19 protein-coding genes and 6 pseudogenes are annotated in these 15,548 nt (G+C 47.9%); 4 read left to right on the plus strand and 21 right to left on the minus strand.

Annotated elements, in window-relative coordinates; genetic code table 11:
• Window positions 1–43 precede the first annotated feature (43 nt).
• Window positions 44–1,195 carry a GGDEF domain-containing protein gene (locus DXK50_RS03880; protein ID WP_212629395.1) on the plus strand — a complete coding sequence of 384 codons (1,152 nt, stop codon included), beginning with the start codon at window positions 44–46 and terminating at the stop codon, window positions 1,193–1,195.
• A 316-nt stretch (window positions 1,196–1,511) separates the two neighbouring features.
• On the opposite strand, the gene DXK50_RS03885 is transcribed toward DXK50_RS03880, so the two are convergent.
• The 12 genes and pseudogenes from DXK50_RS03885 to DXK50_RS25335 all read right to left on the minus strand — a co-directional run.
• Complete coding sequence (locus DXK50_RS03885; protein WP_212629396.1) at window positions 1,512–1,862, minus strand: hypothetical protein; 351 nt, start codon at window positions 1,860–1,862, stop codon at window positions 1,512–1,514.
• Between the two features lie 87 nt (window positions 1,863–1,949).
• Window positions 1,950–2,300: a DUF7716 domain-containing protein gene (locus tag DXK50_RS03890; protein WP_212629397.1), complete on the minus strand. Its 351-nt coding sequence runs from the start codon at window positions 2,298–2,300 to the stop codon at window positions 1,950–1,952.
• A gap of 3 nt (window positions 2,301–2,303) precedes the next feature.
• Window positions 2,304–2,984, minus strand: a pseudogene (locus DXK50_RS03895) (RHS repeat-associated core domain-containing protein); the annotation flags it as partial.
• A 262-nt stretch (window positions 2,985–3,246) separates the two neighbouring features.
• Complete coding sequence (locus DXK50_RS03900; protein WP_212629399.1) at window positions 3,247–3,717, minus strand: hypothetical protein; 471 nt, start codon at window positions 3,715–3,717, stop codon at window positions 3,247–3,249.
• 91 nt (window positions 3,718–3,808) lie between these two features.
• A complete protein-coding gene (locus DXK50_RS03905; protein WP_212629400.1) occupies window positions 3,809–4,420 on the minus strand; it encodes an Imm43 family immunity protein in 612 nt (203 codons plus the stop codon).
• 12 nt (window positions 4,421–4,432) lie between these two features.
• Window positions 4,433–5,152, minus strand: a pseudogene (locus tag DXK50_RS25120) (RHS repeat-associated core domain-containing protein); the annotation flags it as partial.
• A 147-nt stretch (window positions 5,153–5,299) separates the two neighbouring features.
• Complete coding sequence (locus DXK50_RS03915) at window positions 5,300–5,728, minus strand: hypothetical protein (protein ID WP_212629402.1); 429 nt, start codon at window positions 5,726–5,728, stop codon at window positions 5,300–5,302.
• Window positions 5,729–5,922: 194 nt separating this feature from the next.
• Entirely contained in the window at window positions 5,923–6,327 is a 405-nt protein-coding gene (locus DXK50_RS03920; RefSeq protein ID WP_212629403.1) for an immunity 22 family protein, read from the minus strand.
• Window positions 6,328–6,476: 149 nt separating this feature from the next.
• Window positions 6,477–6,824: a competence protein ComJ gene (gene comJ, locus DXK50_RS03925; RefSeq protein ID WP_212629404.1), complete on the minus strand. Its 348-nt coding sequence runs from the start codon at window positions 6,822–6,824 to the stop codon at window positions 6,477–6,479.
• A 166-nt stretch (window positions 6,825–6,990) separates the two neighbouring features.
• Window positions 6,991–7,560: a hypothetical protein gene (locus DXK50_RS03930; RefSeq protein ID WP_212629405.1), complete on the minus strand. Its 570-nt coding sequence runs from the start codon at window positions 7,558–7,560 to the stop codon at window positions 6,991–6,993.
• A gap of 9 nt (window positions 7,561–7,569) precedes the next feature.
• Entirely contained in the window at window positions 7,570–7,947 is a 378-nt protein-coding gene (locus tag DXK50_RS03935; RefSeq protein ID WP_461818301.1) for an AHH domain-containing protein, read from the minus strand.
• Window positions 7,930–8,052, minus strand: a pseudogene (locus DXK50_RS25335) (RHS repeat-associated core domain-containing protein); the annotation flags it as partial. The pseudogene DXK50_RS25335 and the gene DXK50_RS03935, both read right to left, overlap by 18 nt.
• 66 nt (window positions 8,053–8,118) lie before the next feature.
• Between DXK50_RS25335 and DXK50_RS03940 the strand changes: the two are divergent.
• Window positions 8,119–8,508 (plus strand): GGDEF domain-containing protein, encoded by a 390-nt coding sequence (locus DXK50_RS03940; RefSeq protein WP_249186605.1) that lies wholly within the window; start codon window positions 8,119–8,121, stop codon window positions 8,506–8,508.
• Between the two features lie 462 nt (window positions 8,509–8,970).
• On the opposite strand, the gene DXK50_RS03945 is transcribed toward DXK50_RS03940, so the two are convergent.
• Complete coding sequence (locus DXK50_RS03945; protein ID WP_126403446.1) at window positions 8,971–9,546, minus strand: imm11 family protein; 576 nt, start codon at window positions 9,544–9,546, stop codon at window positions 8,971–8,973.
• A pseudogene (locus tag DXK50_RS03950) lies at window positions 9,543–10,076 on the minus strand (RHS repeat-associated core domain-containing protein); the annotation flags it as partial. The pseudogene DXK50_RS03950 and the gene DXK50_RS03945, both read right to left, overlap by 4 nt.
• Before the next feature lie 66 nt (window positions 10,077–10,142).
• Here DXK50_RS03950 and DXK50_RS03955 point away from each other — a divergent pair.
• Complete coding sequence (locus DXK50_RS03955) at window positions 10,143–10,532, plus strand: GGDEF domain-containing protein (protein WP_249186607.1); 390 nt, start codon at window positions 10,143–10,145, stop codon at window positions 10,530–10,532.
• A gap of 487 nt (window positions 10,533–11,019) precedes the next feature.
• On the opposite strand, the gene DXK50_RS03960 is transcribed toward DXK50_RS03955, so the two are convergent.
• The 6 genes and pseudogenes from DXK50_RS03960 to DXK50_RS25265 form a co-directional block, all read right to left on the minus strand.
• Window positions 11,020–11,454, minus strand: coding sequence for a tetratricopeptide repeat protein (locus DXK50_RS03960; RefSeq protein ID WP_212629406.1), 435 nt, complete (start codon window positions 11,452–11,454; stop codon window positions 11,020–11,022).
• A gap of 8 nt (window positions 11,455–11,462) precedes the next feature.
• A complete protein-coding gene (locus DXK50_RS03965) occupies window positions 11,463–11,726 on the minus strand; it encodes a GH-E family nuclease (protein ID WP_249186608.1) in 264 nt (87 codons plus the stop codon).
• Between the two features lie 187 nt (window positions 11,727–11,913).
• Complete coding sequence (locus tag DXK50_RS03970) at window positions 11,914–12,318, minus strand: immunity 22 family protein (protein WP_212629403.1); 405 nt, start codon at window positions 12,316–12,318, stop codon at window positions 11,914–11,916.
• Between the two features lie 442 nt (window positions 12,319–12,760).
• On the minus strand, window positions 12,761–13,240 hold the full coding sequence (comJ, locus tag DXK50_RS03975) for a competence protein ComJ (protein ID WP_161864231.1): 480 nt from the start codon (window positions 13,238–13,240) through the stop codon (window positions 12,761–12,763).
• 176 nt (window positions 13,241–13,416) lie between these two features.
• The gene (locus DXK50_RS03980) at window positions 13,417–13,989 is read right to left on the minus strand and encodes an imm11 family protein (RefSeq protein ID WP_161864232.1); all 573 of its coding nucleotides are present in this window, start codon (window positions 13,987–13,989) and stop codon (window positions 13,417–13,419) included.
• Between the two features lies 1 nt (window position 13,990).
• A pseudogene (locus DXK50_RS25265) lies at window positions 13,991–14,680 on the minus strand (RHS repeat-associated core domain-containing protein); the annotation flags it as partial.
• Between the two features lie 26 nt (window positions 14,681–14,706).
• On the opposite strand from DXK50_RS25265, the pseudogene DXK50_RS24850 reads away from it, so the two are divergent.
• Window positions 14,707–14,865, plus strand: a pseudogene (locus DXK50_RS24850) (IS4 family transposase); the annotation flags it as partial.
• A 133-nt stretch (window positions 14,866–14,998) separates the two neighbouring features.
• On the opposite strand, the gene DXK50_RS03990 reads toward DXK50_RS24850, so the two are convergent.
• Complete coding sequence (locus tag DXK50_RS03990; RefSeq protein WP_212629408.1) at window positions 14,999–15,466, minus strand: hypothetical protein; 468 nt, start codon at window positions 15,464–15,466, stop codon at window positions 14,999–15,001.
• Between the last annotated feature and the right edge of the window lie 82 nt (window positions 15,467–15,548).

Raw genomic sequence — 15,548 nt, forward strand, 5'->3', positions numbered from 1 at the left:
ATTGCCCCAGAGTCAACGCAGATCAGAAAACAAGAAGGCTGACATGATCGCCCACACCCAGACACTGTTCGGAGCCGTCGCACTGGTCGCCGTGATCATGGGCAGCTGTCTGATCCTGGTGGGCCAACTGCGTCATCGCGACGGCATGCTCACCACCGGTCTGGGCATGTTGTCCCACTCGCTGGCCTACATCGGCTTCACCCTGTTCGGGCAGGTGTCGATGTGGTTCAGCTATGTGCTGGCCAACACACTGCTGTCCACTGCGCTGGCGTTCTACACGGTCAGCCTGCCGCTGATCCACGGCAGGCGCCCGCCCTGGCGACTGGCCTTTGCCTTCCCGCTGCTGCTGGGCGTGCTACTCAGCCTGCTGATCGACACCCAGGAACCCCGCCAACTGGTCGCCTGCCTGCTGCTGTTCAGCCAATGTCTGGTGATTCTGCACCTGAGCCGCCGCCATGCCGTGCTCGGCGGGCGCGCCCACCGAATCCTGATGATCGGCGCAGGCATCAGCCTGTTCGGCCTGGGCATCCGCGTGGTGGTCATCCTCAGCGGCGCGCCGGCGGAGATGCACTACGACGTCAGCAACCTGAAACAGACGGTATCGGTCGCCCTCGGCGCCGCCACCATCATCATGTTCTCCTTCGGCCTGGTGCTGCTGTCGCGCGAGCGCATCGAATCGGAGCTGCGCCAGACCGCCCTGCGCGACACGCTTACCCGATTGCCCAATCGCCTGGCGATACTCGAACAACTCACCGACGAGCTGGAGCGTGCTCGACGCCAACGCACGCCGCTGTCCATCGCCATGCTCGATCTGGATCACTTCAAGCAGATCAACGACAGCCACGGCCATCTTGTCGGCGATGCCGTGCTCAGGCACTGCGCGGACCATCTCCAGCAACGGCTGCGGCGTAACGACAGCATCGGCCGTTATGGCGGCGAAGAATTCCTGCTGATCCTGCCCGGCACCGACGCCAGTGGCGCACTGGAGCTGGTCGATCAGCTTCGCCAATCCCTGACCCAGCACCCGGCGCAGGTCGACGACAAGACCATCACCTTGAGCTTCAGCGCCGGCGTTTACGGCAGCACCAGCCCCGTCGCCGAGGACTTCACCGGCATGCTGCTCAAGGCCGACACCGCGCTCTATCGCGCCAAGCACGCTGGGCGTAATACGCAGGTCCTGGCTACGGCGGACTGACAGGAGGGGCTCGGATTTGCGGGCAGACCTGTGTCATGCCTGGCTACCAGCGTTCAGCGTCGCCTGACTTTTCTGCAGGCAACAAAAAACCCGCCGAAGCGGGTTTTTTAAGACCTTCCGACATCCTGTCGTTTGCCGTCCTGGCGCGGTCTGTCTTCCGTGACTCGGGACATCCAGTTCCCGGTAGATGTGCGTAGATTAACCAGCGCGCTGACTCGAGGGGAGAGGTCCGTTGCGCTTCGGCGTGTAAGCCTTTTTCCATAGCGGCACTCGCAAAAAACCACGATCTGAGTCTGACGCTAATCAGAAGACAGCTTTACTCGTCCACAAACACGCCACACAGATCAATCACGAATCGCGCAGGTTGCGCCTCTCCTGCCGCTACGACGATAAGTACCGAACGATTGGCGTCTAGACCATTAACGCGTTGTATGTACAGAGCAAGATTTCCTTGCTTATACGCAGGCGTTTCGCCTGGAAAATCCAGATGCTTTCTTGCGCCAGGAATCAGACCTACCAGCGCATCTGCCTGCAGTTCACCAAGTTCCCATAAATACTGGACCTGCCGGTTGTCGAAGAGCACTGATCCGAAATCTGTAGTATCCAACATTGAGCTGAACACATAGAAATCGCTTTCAGCGCCATCGAACAGCCGTTTTTTTAACAAGATTACTCATGAATCCTTGATAAAAAGGGCGGACAGATTTCTTTACTGGCCCACACCACCGGTGGCCGATAATAAATCTGTCCATTTTTAGGCGCTTAAGAAAGCATCATTTTCTCTATAGAAATTTATTGCGCCTCTGATTTTTTCTAAAGGTGCGTTTTTACCACCATTCAGATTAAGCAAAATACCTTCTAACGTGCTTGTCAGTATCCACGGATATAGATTCTGATCTTCCAACTCTTTAGGTAAGAAAGCACCACTTGCGGATTCATACACTTCATCATCAGCAAGCTCGTCTATCTCTTCTTCTGTAATTATATAGAACTCATTACTCTTTGAAGAGTTATTCCACTGCTCCATATTGGTATAAATCCACTCTTCCTGGCTCTCTGCTTGGAAGGTTTTTACTAATTCTTCAAGAGATCTAAATTTTTTCATATTTCACCTACAAATTGAGCCGCCGCCCCACTTATTTCTGCCGCCGCGGCCAGAAGGGTGGTAATCCTTATGCCTAGAATTATGGTCCTTTGAATCCACTAACTGAAGCAGGCCGCCAATATTTTCATGGTGATGCCATGGCAAGCTAGCAGGTGCGGTACCTTTAAAAGCACCGCGTTTCCCTGGTGAAACGTGCGCAAAAGTGCCAGGATACTTTGGCTCTATTTGAGCCATAAGACTCGGATTATTTTTCATCTGATAGTAAAGCTGGCGATTCGATTCCTGAAAATGCTTATAGTCGCTGAGACGATACATATCCTTGGGAAGCCTTGCCTCACCAAACACATCGTATACACCCGGATTATTACTGACCCACCCCCACGGATCCACCCACCCATACGGCTCCGGTGCGTACTGGAACAGGTTTATCCCACCCGCCAAGCCAATCGGGTCCGGGCTGATAAACCGCCCGATATCCGGATCGTAGAACCTGAAGGTGTTGTAGTGCAGCCCGGTTTCGCGGTCCAGGTACTGGCCCTGGAAGCGCAGGTTCTGCTCTTCGACAAAGAAGCTTTCCTGCTGTTCGGCCAGGGTGTTGCCCCAGACCTGGTAGCGGGCCTGCCAGATGCAGCGGCCGTCGTCTTCAGTGAGTTGCTGCGGTAACCCGTTTGGATCGGGGTAAAAAATAAATCTGTCCCCTTTTTGTAAGCCTTTTGCCATAGTGACAATCGCAAAAAAAACCTGACTTGAAGCCTGACGCTAATCAGATGGCGAATGAAAAGGGGTTAGATCTATTAACTGACCAGCACCAACGGTGGCCGAAAATAAAATGTGTCCCTTTTTTGCTGTCCCCTTTAGCTTTTTGTGTGGTCCCCTTTTTTGTGTCTTATATGTATTTTAAAGGGGCGACCAAAAATAAGCCTCTTTTCGCCCTTTGGATCGCCTATTACTTTCCGCTGCTAGAGAAAACCAAGTCAACGATTTCTTTTGTATAAGCTTTTGCATTTGGAATACGAGATGCTTTTATATACTCTTCCAATTGCAGTAAATCTTTTTTTGCAAGAACATACTCCAGAACATTTGCCAGCAAGAATCCTTGAGAATATTCGCCAAAATCTACCGAACCCTCACTCTCGCTATCTTTATAGCCTTCTTGCTCACAATCGACGTTATGATTTTTTGTGAACTTAGCGGTCGAGTAAGTTATGATGCCAGCTCTATCATTGAGAAGCGTATCACTGACATCTTCGAAGGAAAGGCCTGATAGTAAAACTCTCTTTGACTCTATATTTGCAAAGACGTCCTCGTAGCTAGGCCTGATTTTTATAGGGATCAAGGATTTTATTTCTCTAACAATACCTTGGTAAAGATCGCTCTGAACTATGCACTTAGTATTGTTCACGACATCGATCACCATACGTCTACTCCCTTGATAACTCTAAGCATAATAGGGGGACAGACCACAATTTACGGACAAATTAATCGTGGCCTGCCCGCCTGAATGTTCTCTAGGCTCTTTTTATAAGCCCTATCTGTTCAGTATCGACTATGTCCATCCCCTTTAAATGAAGATTTTTTAATTCATTAACGGCCTGCTCAGATAAAAAAACAAACCCCAACAGACTTGTCTCATTTATACTAAAAAAATCTAATCCCAAGCCTTCTTTGATGACAAGACTGCTGATACTCTTTATTTCTCCGCTTTTGCGAAACTGGATACTTGATCTCTCAAAATCAATGACATCTGAAGTTTGCCGATCCTCTCGTCGCTGGCGAATAAAACAGTAGGAATTGCTCTTCATTTCGACCCCTTTGGGATCTACGATGCTTAACTTAGAAACTTCCCACCGAGCCTTTGCAAATCCGTTGAGTGCCGATAGGAATCTTTCGCTTACTATATGCCCACCAAAACTTGTACTGAAGTCAAACTCGTAGCACTTGTCCTTAGTTACCAAGGTCAGTTTTTCTGGGAGTTTTGCAAGCTTCTCTCCTGGCTCCGCATAGTGCCAATCCTGCTCCATTGGCTTATCGTATATTCCGACTTCAAATGACTCGTGAATAACGCCATCAATAAAGCTTGGGCAATTTTTATCTTTTTTATATGAAAGTATGTAATACATATTCGCCTCTTGTTAGCAAAGCCGGCCAGTGCTGGATTTTGTCTGTATCCTGCCGGATATAGTCTTCTTACGAAGGCTATGCTGGAGTGATGAAACTTGCTGTCTAGCTTGAGCCTTGGTTATGGCCCCTGCAGTATATCTATCCTCAATTCTCGATAGCTTACCGTCGACTAGATTCGAGTAATCCTTATGTGAGCCATTATGATAAATCGGCACACCAATTGATTTTGCCTTAGCTTGACTATCAGGCATAAGAAGGCCATTCCCCGATTTGTCACGTGTTCCGTCAAGACCAATAGATTTCATAAACCTTTCATGTCGCTTCCAAACAGCCACAGGAATGACGTGTTGTGCCTGCATGTTGTCGCCGACAACACCGCCTAATGCACGGTCAAGTGTCGAGCTGGGACTCCACCCCCACGGATCCACCCACCCATACGGCTCCGGCGCGTATTGGAACAGGTTGATCCCACCCGCCAACCCAATCGGATCCGGGCTGATAAACCGTCCGATATCCGGATCGTAGAACCTGAAGGTGTTGTAGTGCAGCCCGGTTTCGCGGTCCAGGTACTGGCCCTGGAAGCGCAGGTTCTGCTCTTCGACAAAGAAGCTTTCCTGCTGTTCGGCCAGGGTGTTGCCCCAGACCTGGTAGCGGGCCTGCCAGATGCAGCGGCCCTCGTCTTCGGTGAGTTGCTGCGGTAACCCGTTCGGATCGGTGTGGTAATAGCGCAGGCGGGCGTGTTCGCCCTGGCCGAAAAAGGGGACAGATTTATTTATTGGTTCAAAACACTGGTAGCCGAAAATAAATCTGTCCCCTTTTCCAGTCCCCTTTTCCAATTGATCTTGATCTCGGCCATCGGCGATTCGCGCGGGTCTGCCTTATGGGATTGTTTTATGTGCTGTGTATTGCTGAGAAATTACTTCAACATAACTATCATTCCCGCAGACCAAGTAGTGCCTTAGATTAAAAATATTGTGAGGATCGTAAATTTTCGACTTCAGCTTTAGCTTTTCCGAGTTCTCTATTGTGTATATCCCTGGAGTCTGATTTTTTTTTGCCCCTCGCGCACTGCACTCGCCGAGTACAATATCCTTGTGATGCAGTTCAAAAAAATTCATTGTTACGCAAGTTAACTCTGCGGTAAGCGGAAAATGTATTTTGACTTTAGTATAGGAGTCTATTTGCATTGCATCTGGTATACGCGCATCGACTTCAATGGTAGATCCTTCTACGTCGGAGTAGACCACATGTACGCCAACCGTAGATATTTCAAAGTCAACATTTTCCGGGGTCAAATATATTTTCATTAACGGCATCCTGTGACTCTTTTGATTAACCCTGTCCCATTTTTGTTGGCAGTTATATTGATCGACCGTGACGGCGGGCGATTCTTAATATCTTTCACCAAGTGACTAAAGCAAAAAGGGGACAGATTTATTTATTGGCTCAAAACACTGGTAGCCGAAAATAAATCTGTCCCCTTTTGGATCCTTCCGCCTGCCTAACCCTCCTTAAAAACACCTATATATTTTAGACCGTTATAACTATCCTTGGTCGACTTCTCAAGCACAAGATCAGCATCTTGATACCAAAAAATCGCATTGGCTTTTTTTATACTCAAAGAATCACAGCGAGCCTTAGCTACCGGTAGCTCATCATCATCTATAGCAGCTTCCGCCAAAATATCATCTAAAGAGACCTCCTGCTCTCGACGAGGAATGATGCCTATAAAATCTTCGTCATACCAAACGATACCGATATCCTTGCAAAAACCACAGAGTTTATAACCTGGGTCAGCAAAGTCCCCTTCAACAGAGTAATCAAGCTCAAAATAGCTCATATACTCTTCTTCTTTTGAGAAATTGCTTCCCACCCAGATATGAATAGCTTTCGCGTCATCGAACATTTAGGAGCACCTGCTTAATTTCATATGTTTCCTATGATCTCTTGCAATGATCATCTTAGCTTCTCTTTTGCTAGCCACCTGCTATAGATCTGCAATTAACTTGTTATGGAAGAGAAACAATAGGAGACAGACCACGATTTACGGATAAATTAATCGTGGTCTGTCCCCCTATTCCCTGCCAAATCCAGTTCGACTTTGAATTTTTCAGTTGCGGATGCAACTTCCACATGTGCAGGATTTGTGACGTGAAACGGCACAACGATACAACGCTGAGCAGTTTCATCTAGAGCAAAACTATTTGTTAGGCTCAAATACACGTTCGCACCGAAAGCGTCTTCAGGCAAAGGATCGAATACAACGTAGTCGCGATGCAGAACCGCCCCCTGCTCCAAGTTGACCTTACCCCATTGACTGGATGACTCATCGAAGGGGCACGCACGAAACTGAATTTGGCTGTGGGATACCAGCAGATCTACAGTCTGAGCTTTACGCTCCATAAATAAATCTCAATCTAGACAGAGGCGGGAATAAATTTCAATTGCAAAGGGGCAGATTTATTTATTGATCCTGATTGCTGGCGGCAGAAAATAAATCTGTCCCCTTTTTGCCTGTCCCCTTTTTGCCCTCTTTTATTGGTTGGGTGTTGCCCCAGACCTGAATATCTTATTGTACATCTATCAACTTTGAATTTGACCAAGCTATTCCTGAAAGTTTATATTCTTGACAGGCATCATAAAAATCTTGCGAAGCATAAATTCGAGTTCTACTCTCTTGAAGCATAAACAAATAACCAGCTTCGACAGCGGACTGCTTAAGTGCTGGAGTGTAAAGTATCCTTGCACCATCATGCTCTCTATACTTTGAACGCTCCCATATAACAGCATCATTAATAACACATGTTACATGAAAGCCAATGAACTCCTCTGAGTGTGTACGCAACGGCACAAACTGGCCACTGCTACACAGCCTATCTTTAAGGCATTTGTAGGCCTTGCTACTCAATATGAGCAAGGAGTTGCTTCCAAGCAGTGAAATATCTGCGAATTTCTTTTTTTTCTCATCAGGATTTGGAACTATTGCAAGAGGTATTAGCTTGGATTGTAGTTTCGCCCCAAAGCTGGCCAATAGAAGCGGGGCATAGCTATTTTTCCATTCCAGAGCATCGTCAAGGTCATCTTCAAATACAAATGAGCGATATTTATCGCTAACTGTTGGCTCATAAATATTTCTCATGCCAATTCCTTAATTAACAACGGTTGACCAAGAGGAATTTCTATGCGCACTTAACAGTTCTCCTCTCAACAAGCTAAGCTCTTTTAGTACAGCAGCCTTTCCACCCGCTACATCCGCATCAATAATCCGCTTATTGACCGCATCAAAATAAGCATTAGGGTGCTTTCCATTATTAAGTATCCCCGGCAACCCATCATTGTTGTTTCGATTTGGCAACCAAACACCATTATCCGCAGAGTCAACATCTATCTTGTGTTTTGCTAAAATCTTTCGTGCTGGAGCCGCTTTTTTTGATGTGTCCCCTACAATATGATGCGCAGCAGAGTTTTTAGGCCTATTTTTTAGATTGCGGCCTAACCTTTGGGAGCACCACCCCCACGGATCCACCCACCCAAACGGCTCCGGTGCGTACTGGAACAGGTTAATCCCACCCGCCAACCCAATCGGATCCGGGCTGATAAACCGTCCGATATCCGGATCGTAGAACCTGAAGCAAAAAGGGGACAGATTTATTTATTGGCTCAAAACACTGGTAGCCGAAAATAAATCTGTCCCCTTTTGGATCCGGACCACTTCAAGCAGATCAACGACAGCCACGGCCATCTGGTCGGCGATGACGTGCTCAGGCACTGCGCGGACCATCTCCAGCAACGGCTGCGGCGTAACGACAGCATCGGCCGTTATGGCGGCGAAGAATTCCTGCTGATCCTGCCCGGCACCGACGCCAGTGGCGCGCTGGAACTGGTCGATCAGCTACGCCAATCCCTGACCCAGCAACCGGCGCAGATTGACGACAAGCACATCGCCTTGAGCTTCAGCGCCGGTGTTTACGGCAGCACCAGCCCCGTCGCCGAGGACCTCACCGGCATGCTGCTCAAGGCCGACACCGCGCTCTATCGCGCCAAGCACGCCGGGCGTAATACGCAGGTCCTGGCTACGGCGGACTGACAGGAGGGGCTCGGATTTACTGGCAGACCTGAGTCATGCCTGGCTACCAGCGTTCAGCGTCGCCTGACTTTTCTGTAGGCAACAAAAAACCCGCCGAAGCAGGTTTTTTAAGACCTTCCGACATCCTGTCGTTTGCCGTCCTGGCGCGGTCTGTCTTCCGTGACTCGGGACATCCACTTCCCGGTAGGTGTATGTAGATTAGCCAGCCTACGCAGGCGACGGGAGAGGCCCGTTGCGCTTCGGCGTGTAAGCCTTTTGCCATAGCGGCGGACATAGAAAACGATGCGTGAAGGCCTAACACGGTTCGCGTGGTAGCAACACAATCAACACCCCTCTCCCATTTATGGAAGAGGGGAGAGGGCCGAGAACACCGCAAATTGGCAGTGTTACCTTTTCTGAATGCAGCCCGCCTCACCTCGGAGAAAAGTTGACCTGAATCGTGATCTGTCCCTCCTGAATGTTCTAATAAACATCCACTCCATGATGTGCATCAAGCAAAGAAAGTCCGGAAATTTTTGAGCGCGTCAATGCCTCACCGAGTTCAGATGATACAAAGATTTCACCGAGGGATTCTTGGGCACGAACAATAGACGCCCCTTCTAAACACTTCTCGGGAAGTGAGTGCACATGATAAAAGCGCAAGCCGTATTCTGGCATTCCGTCAATAGTTGGTCGGTAGTCAGATCTAGCCAGATCAAAGCAGGGCTTTTTAGTTAAAATATTTAAAACAAAGTATCCATCGAGCATTTGCCCATCAATCATCACACTAGCGGGACTGAGCTCAACTTGATCTGTATGCGCTTTAATTACCTCCGCCATACGCTGAGAGATCAATGGAGGTCCATCGCTTTGTATATAATCAAGTCTCTTGAGTTTCTCTATATCTATTTTTTTTCTATTTGAGAATTTTGCCGTTACGGTCTCTGATACCGGATGGCACTTTCTAAACTCCGTAAGGTCTGTGCTGGCGTCATGATCGTATATGAGTGAGAGCTTCTCTGGATAGTCCTCGCTCACCCTAAGTAAATACATATTCATCCTCCGCACCGCATGGTTCTAACAGAATTTTTATTTAGTCGCGTTTTCCCACTTCTCAAGCCCGCTCGCTCATTCTTAATCACACCATTTACGGCGCTTTTATACTGATCTGGCGTCCATTTGTTTGACTTTCCGACTGCCAAAATATCATCAAGCTGTCGTTGAATCGAGGCATTGTAACCTGGATGAGACCCCTTATGAATTGTTCTGGTTGGGTGGGCACTTTCATTCGTCGGCAAATAAATAATATTGCGGCTACTATGCATTTTGAAATCTGCATTTTTCAACGCTGGATGATTCTCTAAGGACTGCGGGATGATGTGATGTTTCTGGAACCCCTCCAGACTTTTCATATTCTGGTAAGTCCACGTCTTTAGTCCCCACGGATCCACCCACCCATACGGCTCCGGCGCATACTGGAACAGGTTTATCCCACCCGCCAACCCAATCGGATCCGGGCTGATAAACCGTCCGATATCCGGATCGTAGAACCTGAAGGTGTTGTAGTGCAGCCCGGTTTCGCGGTCCAAGCAAAAAGGGGACAGATTTATTTATTGGCTCAAAACACTGGTAGCCGAAAATAAATCTGTCCCCTTTTGGATCCGGACCACTTCAAGCAGATCAACGACAGCCACGGCCATCTTGTCGGCGATGCCGTGCTCAGGCACTGCGCGGACCATCTCCAGCAACGGCTGCGGCGTAACGACAGCATCGGCCGTTATGGTGGTGAGGAGTTTTTGCTGATTCTGCCCGGCACCGACGCCAGTGGCGCGCTGGAACTGGTCGATCAGCTACGCCAATCCCTGACCCAGCACCCGGCGCAGATTGACGACAAGCACATCGCCTTGAGCTTTAGCGCCGGTGTCTACGGCAGCACCAGCTCCGTCGCCGAGGACCTCACCGGCATGCTGCTCAAGGCCGACACCGCGCTCTATCGCGCCAAGCACGCCGGGCGTAATACGCAGGTTCTGGCCACGGCGGACTGACAGGAAGGGCTCGGATTTACTGGCAGACCTGAGTCATGCATGGCTACCAGCGTTCAGCGTCGCCTGACTTTTCTGCAGGCAACAAAAAACCCGCCGAAGCGGGATTTTTAAGACCTTCCGACATCCTGTCGTTTGCCGTCCTGGCGCGGTCTGTCTTCCGTGACTCGGGACATCCAGTTCCCGGTAGATGTGAGTAGATTAACCAGCCCACGGACGCGGCGGGAGAGGTCCGTTGCGCTTAGGCGTGTAAGCCTTTTGCCATAGCGGCAGATGCAGAACGATGCACGAAGGTCTGACGCTGTTCAGGCAGCAACGAAACGATCAGCACCTCTCTCCCATTTGTGGGAGAGAGTTGGGGGAGAGGGACAATGATCCCACAGATTGTCGGTCTTACTTTTCCGAATGCAGCTGCCCTCGCCTCTGAGAAATTCCACCTAAAGCGTGGCCCGCCCCTAACTCTACAGGCCCCTTTTCCACGTACAGCTTACTAAACGTTTTTTGACTTGAAGAACTCGTAATATTTCTTTGGCTCTTCCTTAAAAACCCTAGCCTTGCCGAAATCAAAAGCCTTCTTGAAGTAGTTGAAGGCTGCATCATGATCGTTGAGCTCGTAATAAACTTTCCCTAGATTCATCCAAGGGCCCACATCAATATTTGACTCCCTGATATCTAATTCAATAGACGCCCAATGCAGTGCACTTTTAAAGTCTTCGAGTTGAAAAAAAGACTCATAAAAACAGCCAACCAGCCAGCTACTAATCATGGTCCATTCTATTTTAGGATCAGGCAAAAGATTCCAAGCTTGATTATAAGCAGCCAGCGCTTTCTCGTGCGCACCTTCATCTGCCATCACATTACCTGACTCAATAACGTTAATGATTTTCTCTGCTAGGTCTGGCTGTTCTACTTCTAGATCTCTCATTTCTCACCTTAGAAATAGGTTGATTTTTCAGCAGGCCCAATAAAACCTCTAGGATCTCTGTAAGTTTCCCCGAGGCTTGCACCTTTAGAACGATTATGTGAAAAGTACTCTAGCTCATAGTTGTCTGAGTCTCGCATCCATGCACGGACCTCTTTCGACTTGGCACCGTGGAACCCACCTTTCTGATTCCAATAGCTGACCGCATCTGTTTTATGTGCCATATCAGCATACTTGACGTTATACCACTTCCCGTCAGAACTCTTGAATTTCATATTGGCGCCTGTACCTCGAATGCGCCCCTCAGTTCGCATTCGCGCGATAACAGCCTTTCCGGTTTTACTATTTTTACTCGGTGTTCTACCAACGTAATTCGAAGCAAAAAGGGGACAGATTTATTTATTGGCTCAAAACACTGGTAGCCGAAAATAAATCTGTCCCCTTTTGGATCTTTCCGCCTGCCTAACCCTCCTTAAAAACACCTATATATTTTAGACCGTTATAACTATCCTTGGTCGACTTCTCAAGCACAAGATCAGCATCTTGATACCAAAAAATCGCATTGGCTTTTTTTATACTCAAAGAATCACAGCGAGCCTTAGCTACCGGTAGCTCATCATCATCTATAGCAGCTTCCGCCAAAATATCATCTAAAGAGACCTCCTGTTCTCGACGAGGAATGATGCCTATAAAATCTTCGTCATACCAAACGATACCGATATCCTTGCAAAAACCACAGAGTTTATAACCTGGGTCAGCAAAGTCCCCTTCAACAGAGTAATCAAGCTCAAAATAGCTCATATACTCTTCTTCTTTTGAGAAATTGCTTCCCACCCAGATATGAATAGCTTTCGCGTCATCGAACATTTAGGAGCACCTGCTTAATTTCATATGTTTCCTATGATGTCTTGCAATGATCATCTTAGCTTCTCTTTTGCTAGTCACCTGCTATAGATCTGCAATTAACTTGTTATGGAAGAGAAACAATAGGAGACAGACCACGATTTACGGATAAATTAATCGTGGTCTGCCCCCCTATTCCCTCCCATAAATACTGGACCTGCCGGTTGTCGAAGAGCACTTGTCCAAAATCTGGCGTATCCAATATTGAGCTGAACACGTAGAAATCGCTTTCAGCACCATTGAATAGTCGTTTTTTATTTTTAATAAGGTTCTTCATGCCTTGAAAATAAAGACAACTTTTCACTCCTAACTAATCTGCACTGGCCGCTCAAGCCTACTCTTTAACATGCGAACCACCCTTTGGACTGCCTGCTGCCGAGGGCAATATAAGTGAAAAGTCTAGCCCTTATCGAAAGCCCTCGACGAGTGACAGATCTTTCTCGCCGCCCCATGGATCATCTAGCAAGTACTTGGGTTCGACTTTTGCGTCCACCGGGACCAAGGTTATCTTGTAGAAAATCTCGTCGCCTTCACAGACTTCAAAGTACAACGCGTAGTCACGTTTTACCAAATCCAGTTCGACTTTGAATTTTTCAGTTGCGGATGCAACTTCCACATGTGCAGGATTTGTGACGTGAAACGGCACAACGATACAACGCTGAGCAGTTTCATCTAGAGCAAAACTATTTGTTAGGCTCAAATACACGTTCGCACCGAAAGCGTCTTCAGGCAAAGGATCGAATACAACGTAGTCGCGATGCAGAACCGCCCCCTGCTCCAAGTTGACCTTACCCCATTGACTGGATGACTCATCGAAGGGGCGCGCACGAAACTGAATTTGGCTGTGGGATACCAGCAGATCTACAGTCTGAGCTTTACGCTCCATAAATAAATCTCGATCTAGACAGAGGCGGGAATAAATTTCAATTGCAAATGGGCAGATTTATTTATTGATCCTGATTGCTGGCGGCAGAAAATAAATCTGTCCCCTTTTTGCCTGTCCCCTTTTTGCCAGCACCAGCGGTGGCCAAACCAAATCTGTCCCTTTTTCTCTATCTCTGCTTATGCGATAGCGGTAGTATCTGTAGCATCCACCAACAGTAAATTTTTAATTCCTGCATCTTGAATTCTTTTAGCGAGAGCGTTTGAGATAAATATATTACCCTCAGACTCATGCGCCCTAACTATATTTGCCCCGTCCAGCACTGTATCAGGATATGTCTTTATTGAGTAAAATCTGAGGCCTTCCTCAGGATAACCATCAAGAATAGGACGATAATCTGAAGCCTCAAGGTCAATGCATTGCTTCTTATTGAGCACATTCAGGGCAAAGAAGCCTGGCACAATCTCTCCGGCTATTACTATTTTGGCCTCAAAGATTTCTACGTCCTCTGGGTAATCAACGAGGATGTCAGCCAGTCGCTTACTGACGAATGACATCATATCGCTCTCAATAATATCGAAAGACTGTATTTCCTGGACGCTAAGCTTTTTCTCGCTCTTTGCTATAAAAACCGGATTTTTTTCCTCAAGCGGCGTGCACATACTTAGTAATGAAGCCTTAGTGCTTGCCTCTTGGTCGTATGTAAGCCAGAAGCGCTCTGGGTAATTTTCAGCTGTTTCAAGAAGTAGCATGTTAGCCTCCGCAGCGTACTGCGCGTATAGAATTTTTATTTAGCATAGTTCGCCCATTTCTCAATCCGGCGCGCTCATTTCTTAGCACCCCTGATACCGCTTTTTTGTAGTCAGCTTCTACCCATCCATTTTTCTCGCCGACTCGCGCTATAATATCCAACTGCTGCCGGACACTCTTGTTGTACCCGGGGTGAGACCCTTTATGGATGGTCCTAGTGGGATGTGCAGTCTCATTAGTCGGCAAATAAATAATATTGCGATTACTATGCATTTTGAAATCTGCATTTTTCAACGCTGGATGATTCTCTAAGGACTGCGGGATGATGTGATGTTTCTGGAACCCCTCCAGACTTTTCATATTCTGGTAAGTCCACGTCTTCAGTCCCCACGGATCCACCCACCCAAACGGCTCCGGTGCGTACTGGAACAGGTTGATCCCACCCGCCAACCCAATCGGATCCGGACTGATAAACCGCCCGATATCCGGACCGTAGAACCTGAAGGTGTTGTAGTGCAGCCCGGTTTCGCGGTCCAGGTACTGGCCTTGGAAGCGCAGGTTCTGCTCTTCGACAAAGAAGCTTTCCTGCTGTTCGGCCAAGGTGTTGCCCCAGACCTGGTAGCGGGCCTGCCAGATGCAGCGGCCGTCATCTTCAGTGAGTTGCTGCGGTAACCCGTTTGGATCGGGGTAAAAAATAAATCTGTCCCCTTTTTGCCCTTCAGAGCAATAGCGTCAGGAATAAAACTGTGCTGTCGCTCTGGCGTGTCGGCCTTGAATACCTCAGGCGTTCGGCCAGCCATCTATCCTGTTCGGCCCTTACCAAAATGGAGCTATTGCTACGTGACGAGGTTCACCGGCAAGCTCGGGCACTGGAGTAGACTTGTGGGGATTCCTCAGAATCTGTCCCCTTTTGAATCCTCTGGTGCGCACAAATCAATGACTCTGCCCCCATGATCCTTGGCTCACAACAGATAGCCAAACAAATTTCTTCTCTCTTTCGAGCAGATATTATCAACTGGCGTCTAGCCAAAAGGAAAAATCTGAAATATAAATCTCATCAAGGATCAAACTTAGTGGTATATCGTTGATGCTGTCAGCAATCTCATCATAAGGTTGGGGTAATATGTAGGAAAAGCCGAAATCATCATCAATTATGATTGATCCATTGAAAATTCTTTGGCGCGTTGTAAGTTTTTTTATCTGACCAAAAGACATTCCTGTGGAAAGTATACCCCTATACAGACCTTTGTAATTAGCGTTGCAGCCAATGGAAAAAATAGTTCCGTCGGAAAGTGTCGAGAGGGTAAGCGTATCGTCAATCTTGTAGGCTGTCCTCGTTTCATTATCGGGAAGCACGTAACTTTCTATCTTGACCTTGTGATTTTCATGCAGCTCGCTCATGTATTCGGCGACATTACTCATCAGTTGAATATTTGCTACTGAGCATTTTGATTTTATTTCGGCTTTGAAATCAATCATTTCATATTCCATTCATCAATACGCCATCGACGTAGACGGGTGAATCTTTAATGAGGTCGTAATTTTTGAACTCTCCATGGCC

Source organism: Pseudomonas sp. KB-10, assembly GCF_018221585.1.
GTDB classification, from domain to species: Bacteria; Pseudomonadota; Gammaproteobacteria; order Pseudomonadales; family Pseudomonadaceae; genus Aquipseudomonas; species Aquipseudomonas yangonensis.

Excerpts from the sequence above, each read along its gene's own strand:
- DXK50_RS03905 (WP_212629400.1), bottom strand. The coding sequence starts at position 4,420 with ATGTATTACATACTTTCATATAAAAAAGATAAAAATTGCCCAAGCTTT.
- DXK50_RS03965 (WP_249186608.1), bottom strand. The coding sequence starts at position 11,726 with ATGAAATTCAAGAGTTCTGACGGGAAGTGGTATAACGTCAAGTATGCT.
- DXK50_RS03990 (WP_212629408.1), bottom strand. The coding sequence starts at position 15,466 with ATGATTGATTTCAAAGCCGAAATAAAATCAAAATGCTCAGTAGCAAAT.
- DXK50_RS03980 (WP_161864232.1), bottom strand. The coding sequence starts at position 13,989 with ATGCTACTTCTTGAAACAGCTGAAAATTACCCAGAGCGCTTCTGGCTT.
- comJ (WP_212629404.1), bottom strand. The coding sequence starts at position 6,824 with ATGGAGCGTAAAGCTCAGACTGTAGATCTGCTGGTATCCCACAGCCAA.
- DXK50_RS03960 (WP_212629406.1), bottom strand. The coding sequence starts at position 11,454 with ATGAGAGATCTAGAAGTAGAACAGCCAGACCTAGCAGAGAAAATCATT.
- DXK50_RS03915 (WP_212629402.1), bottom strand. The coding sequence starts at position 5,728 with ATGAAAATATATTTGACCCCGGAAAATGTTGACTTTGAAATATCTACG.
- DXK50_RS03920 (WP_212629403.1), bottom strand. The coding sequence starts at position 6,327 with ATGTTCGATGACGCGAAAGCTATTCATATCTGGGTGGGAAGCAATTTC.
- DXK50_RS03900 (WP_212629399.1), bottom strand. The coding sequence starts at position 3,717 with ATGGTGATCGATGTCGTGAACAATACTAAGTGCATAGTTCAGAGCGAT.
- comJ (WP_161864231.1), bottom strand. The coding sequence starts at position 13,240 with ATGGAGCGTAAAGCTCAGACTGTAGATCTGCTGGTATCCCACAGCCAA.
- DXK50_RS03945 (WP_126403446.1), bottom strand. The coding sequence starts at position 9,546 with ATGAATATGTATTTACTTAGGGTGAGCGAGGACTATCCAGAGAAGCTC.
- DXK50_RS03890 (WP_212629397.1), bottom strand. The coding sequence starts at position 2,300 with ATGAAAAAATTTAGATCTCTTGAAGAATTAGTAAAAACCTTCCAAGCA.
- DXK50_RS03880 (WP_212629395.1), top strand. The coding sequence starts at position 44 with ATGATCGCCCACACCCAGACACTGTTCGGAGCCGTCGCACTGGTCGCC.
- DXK50_RS03970 (WP_212629403.1), bottom strand. The coding sequence starts at position 12,318 with ATGTTCGATGACGCGAAAGCTATTCATATCTGGGTGGGAAGCAATTTC.
- DXK50_RS03930 (WP_212629405.1), bottom strand. The coding sequence starts at position 7,560 with ATGAGAAATATTTATGAGCCAACAGTTAGCGATAAATATCGCTCATTT.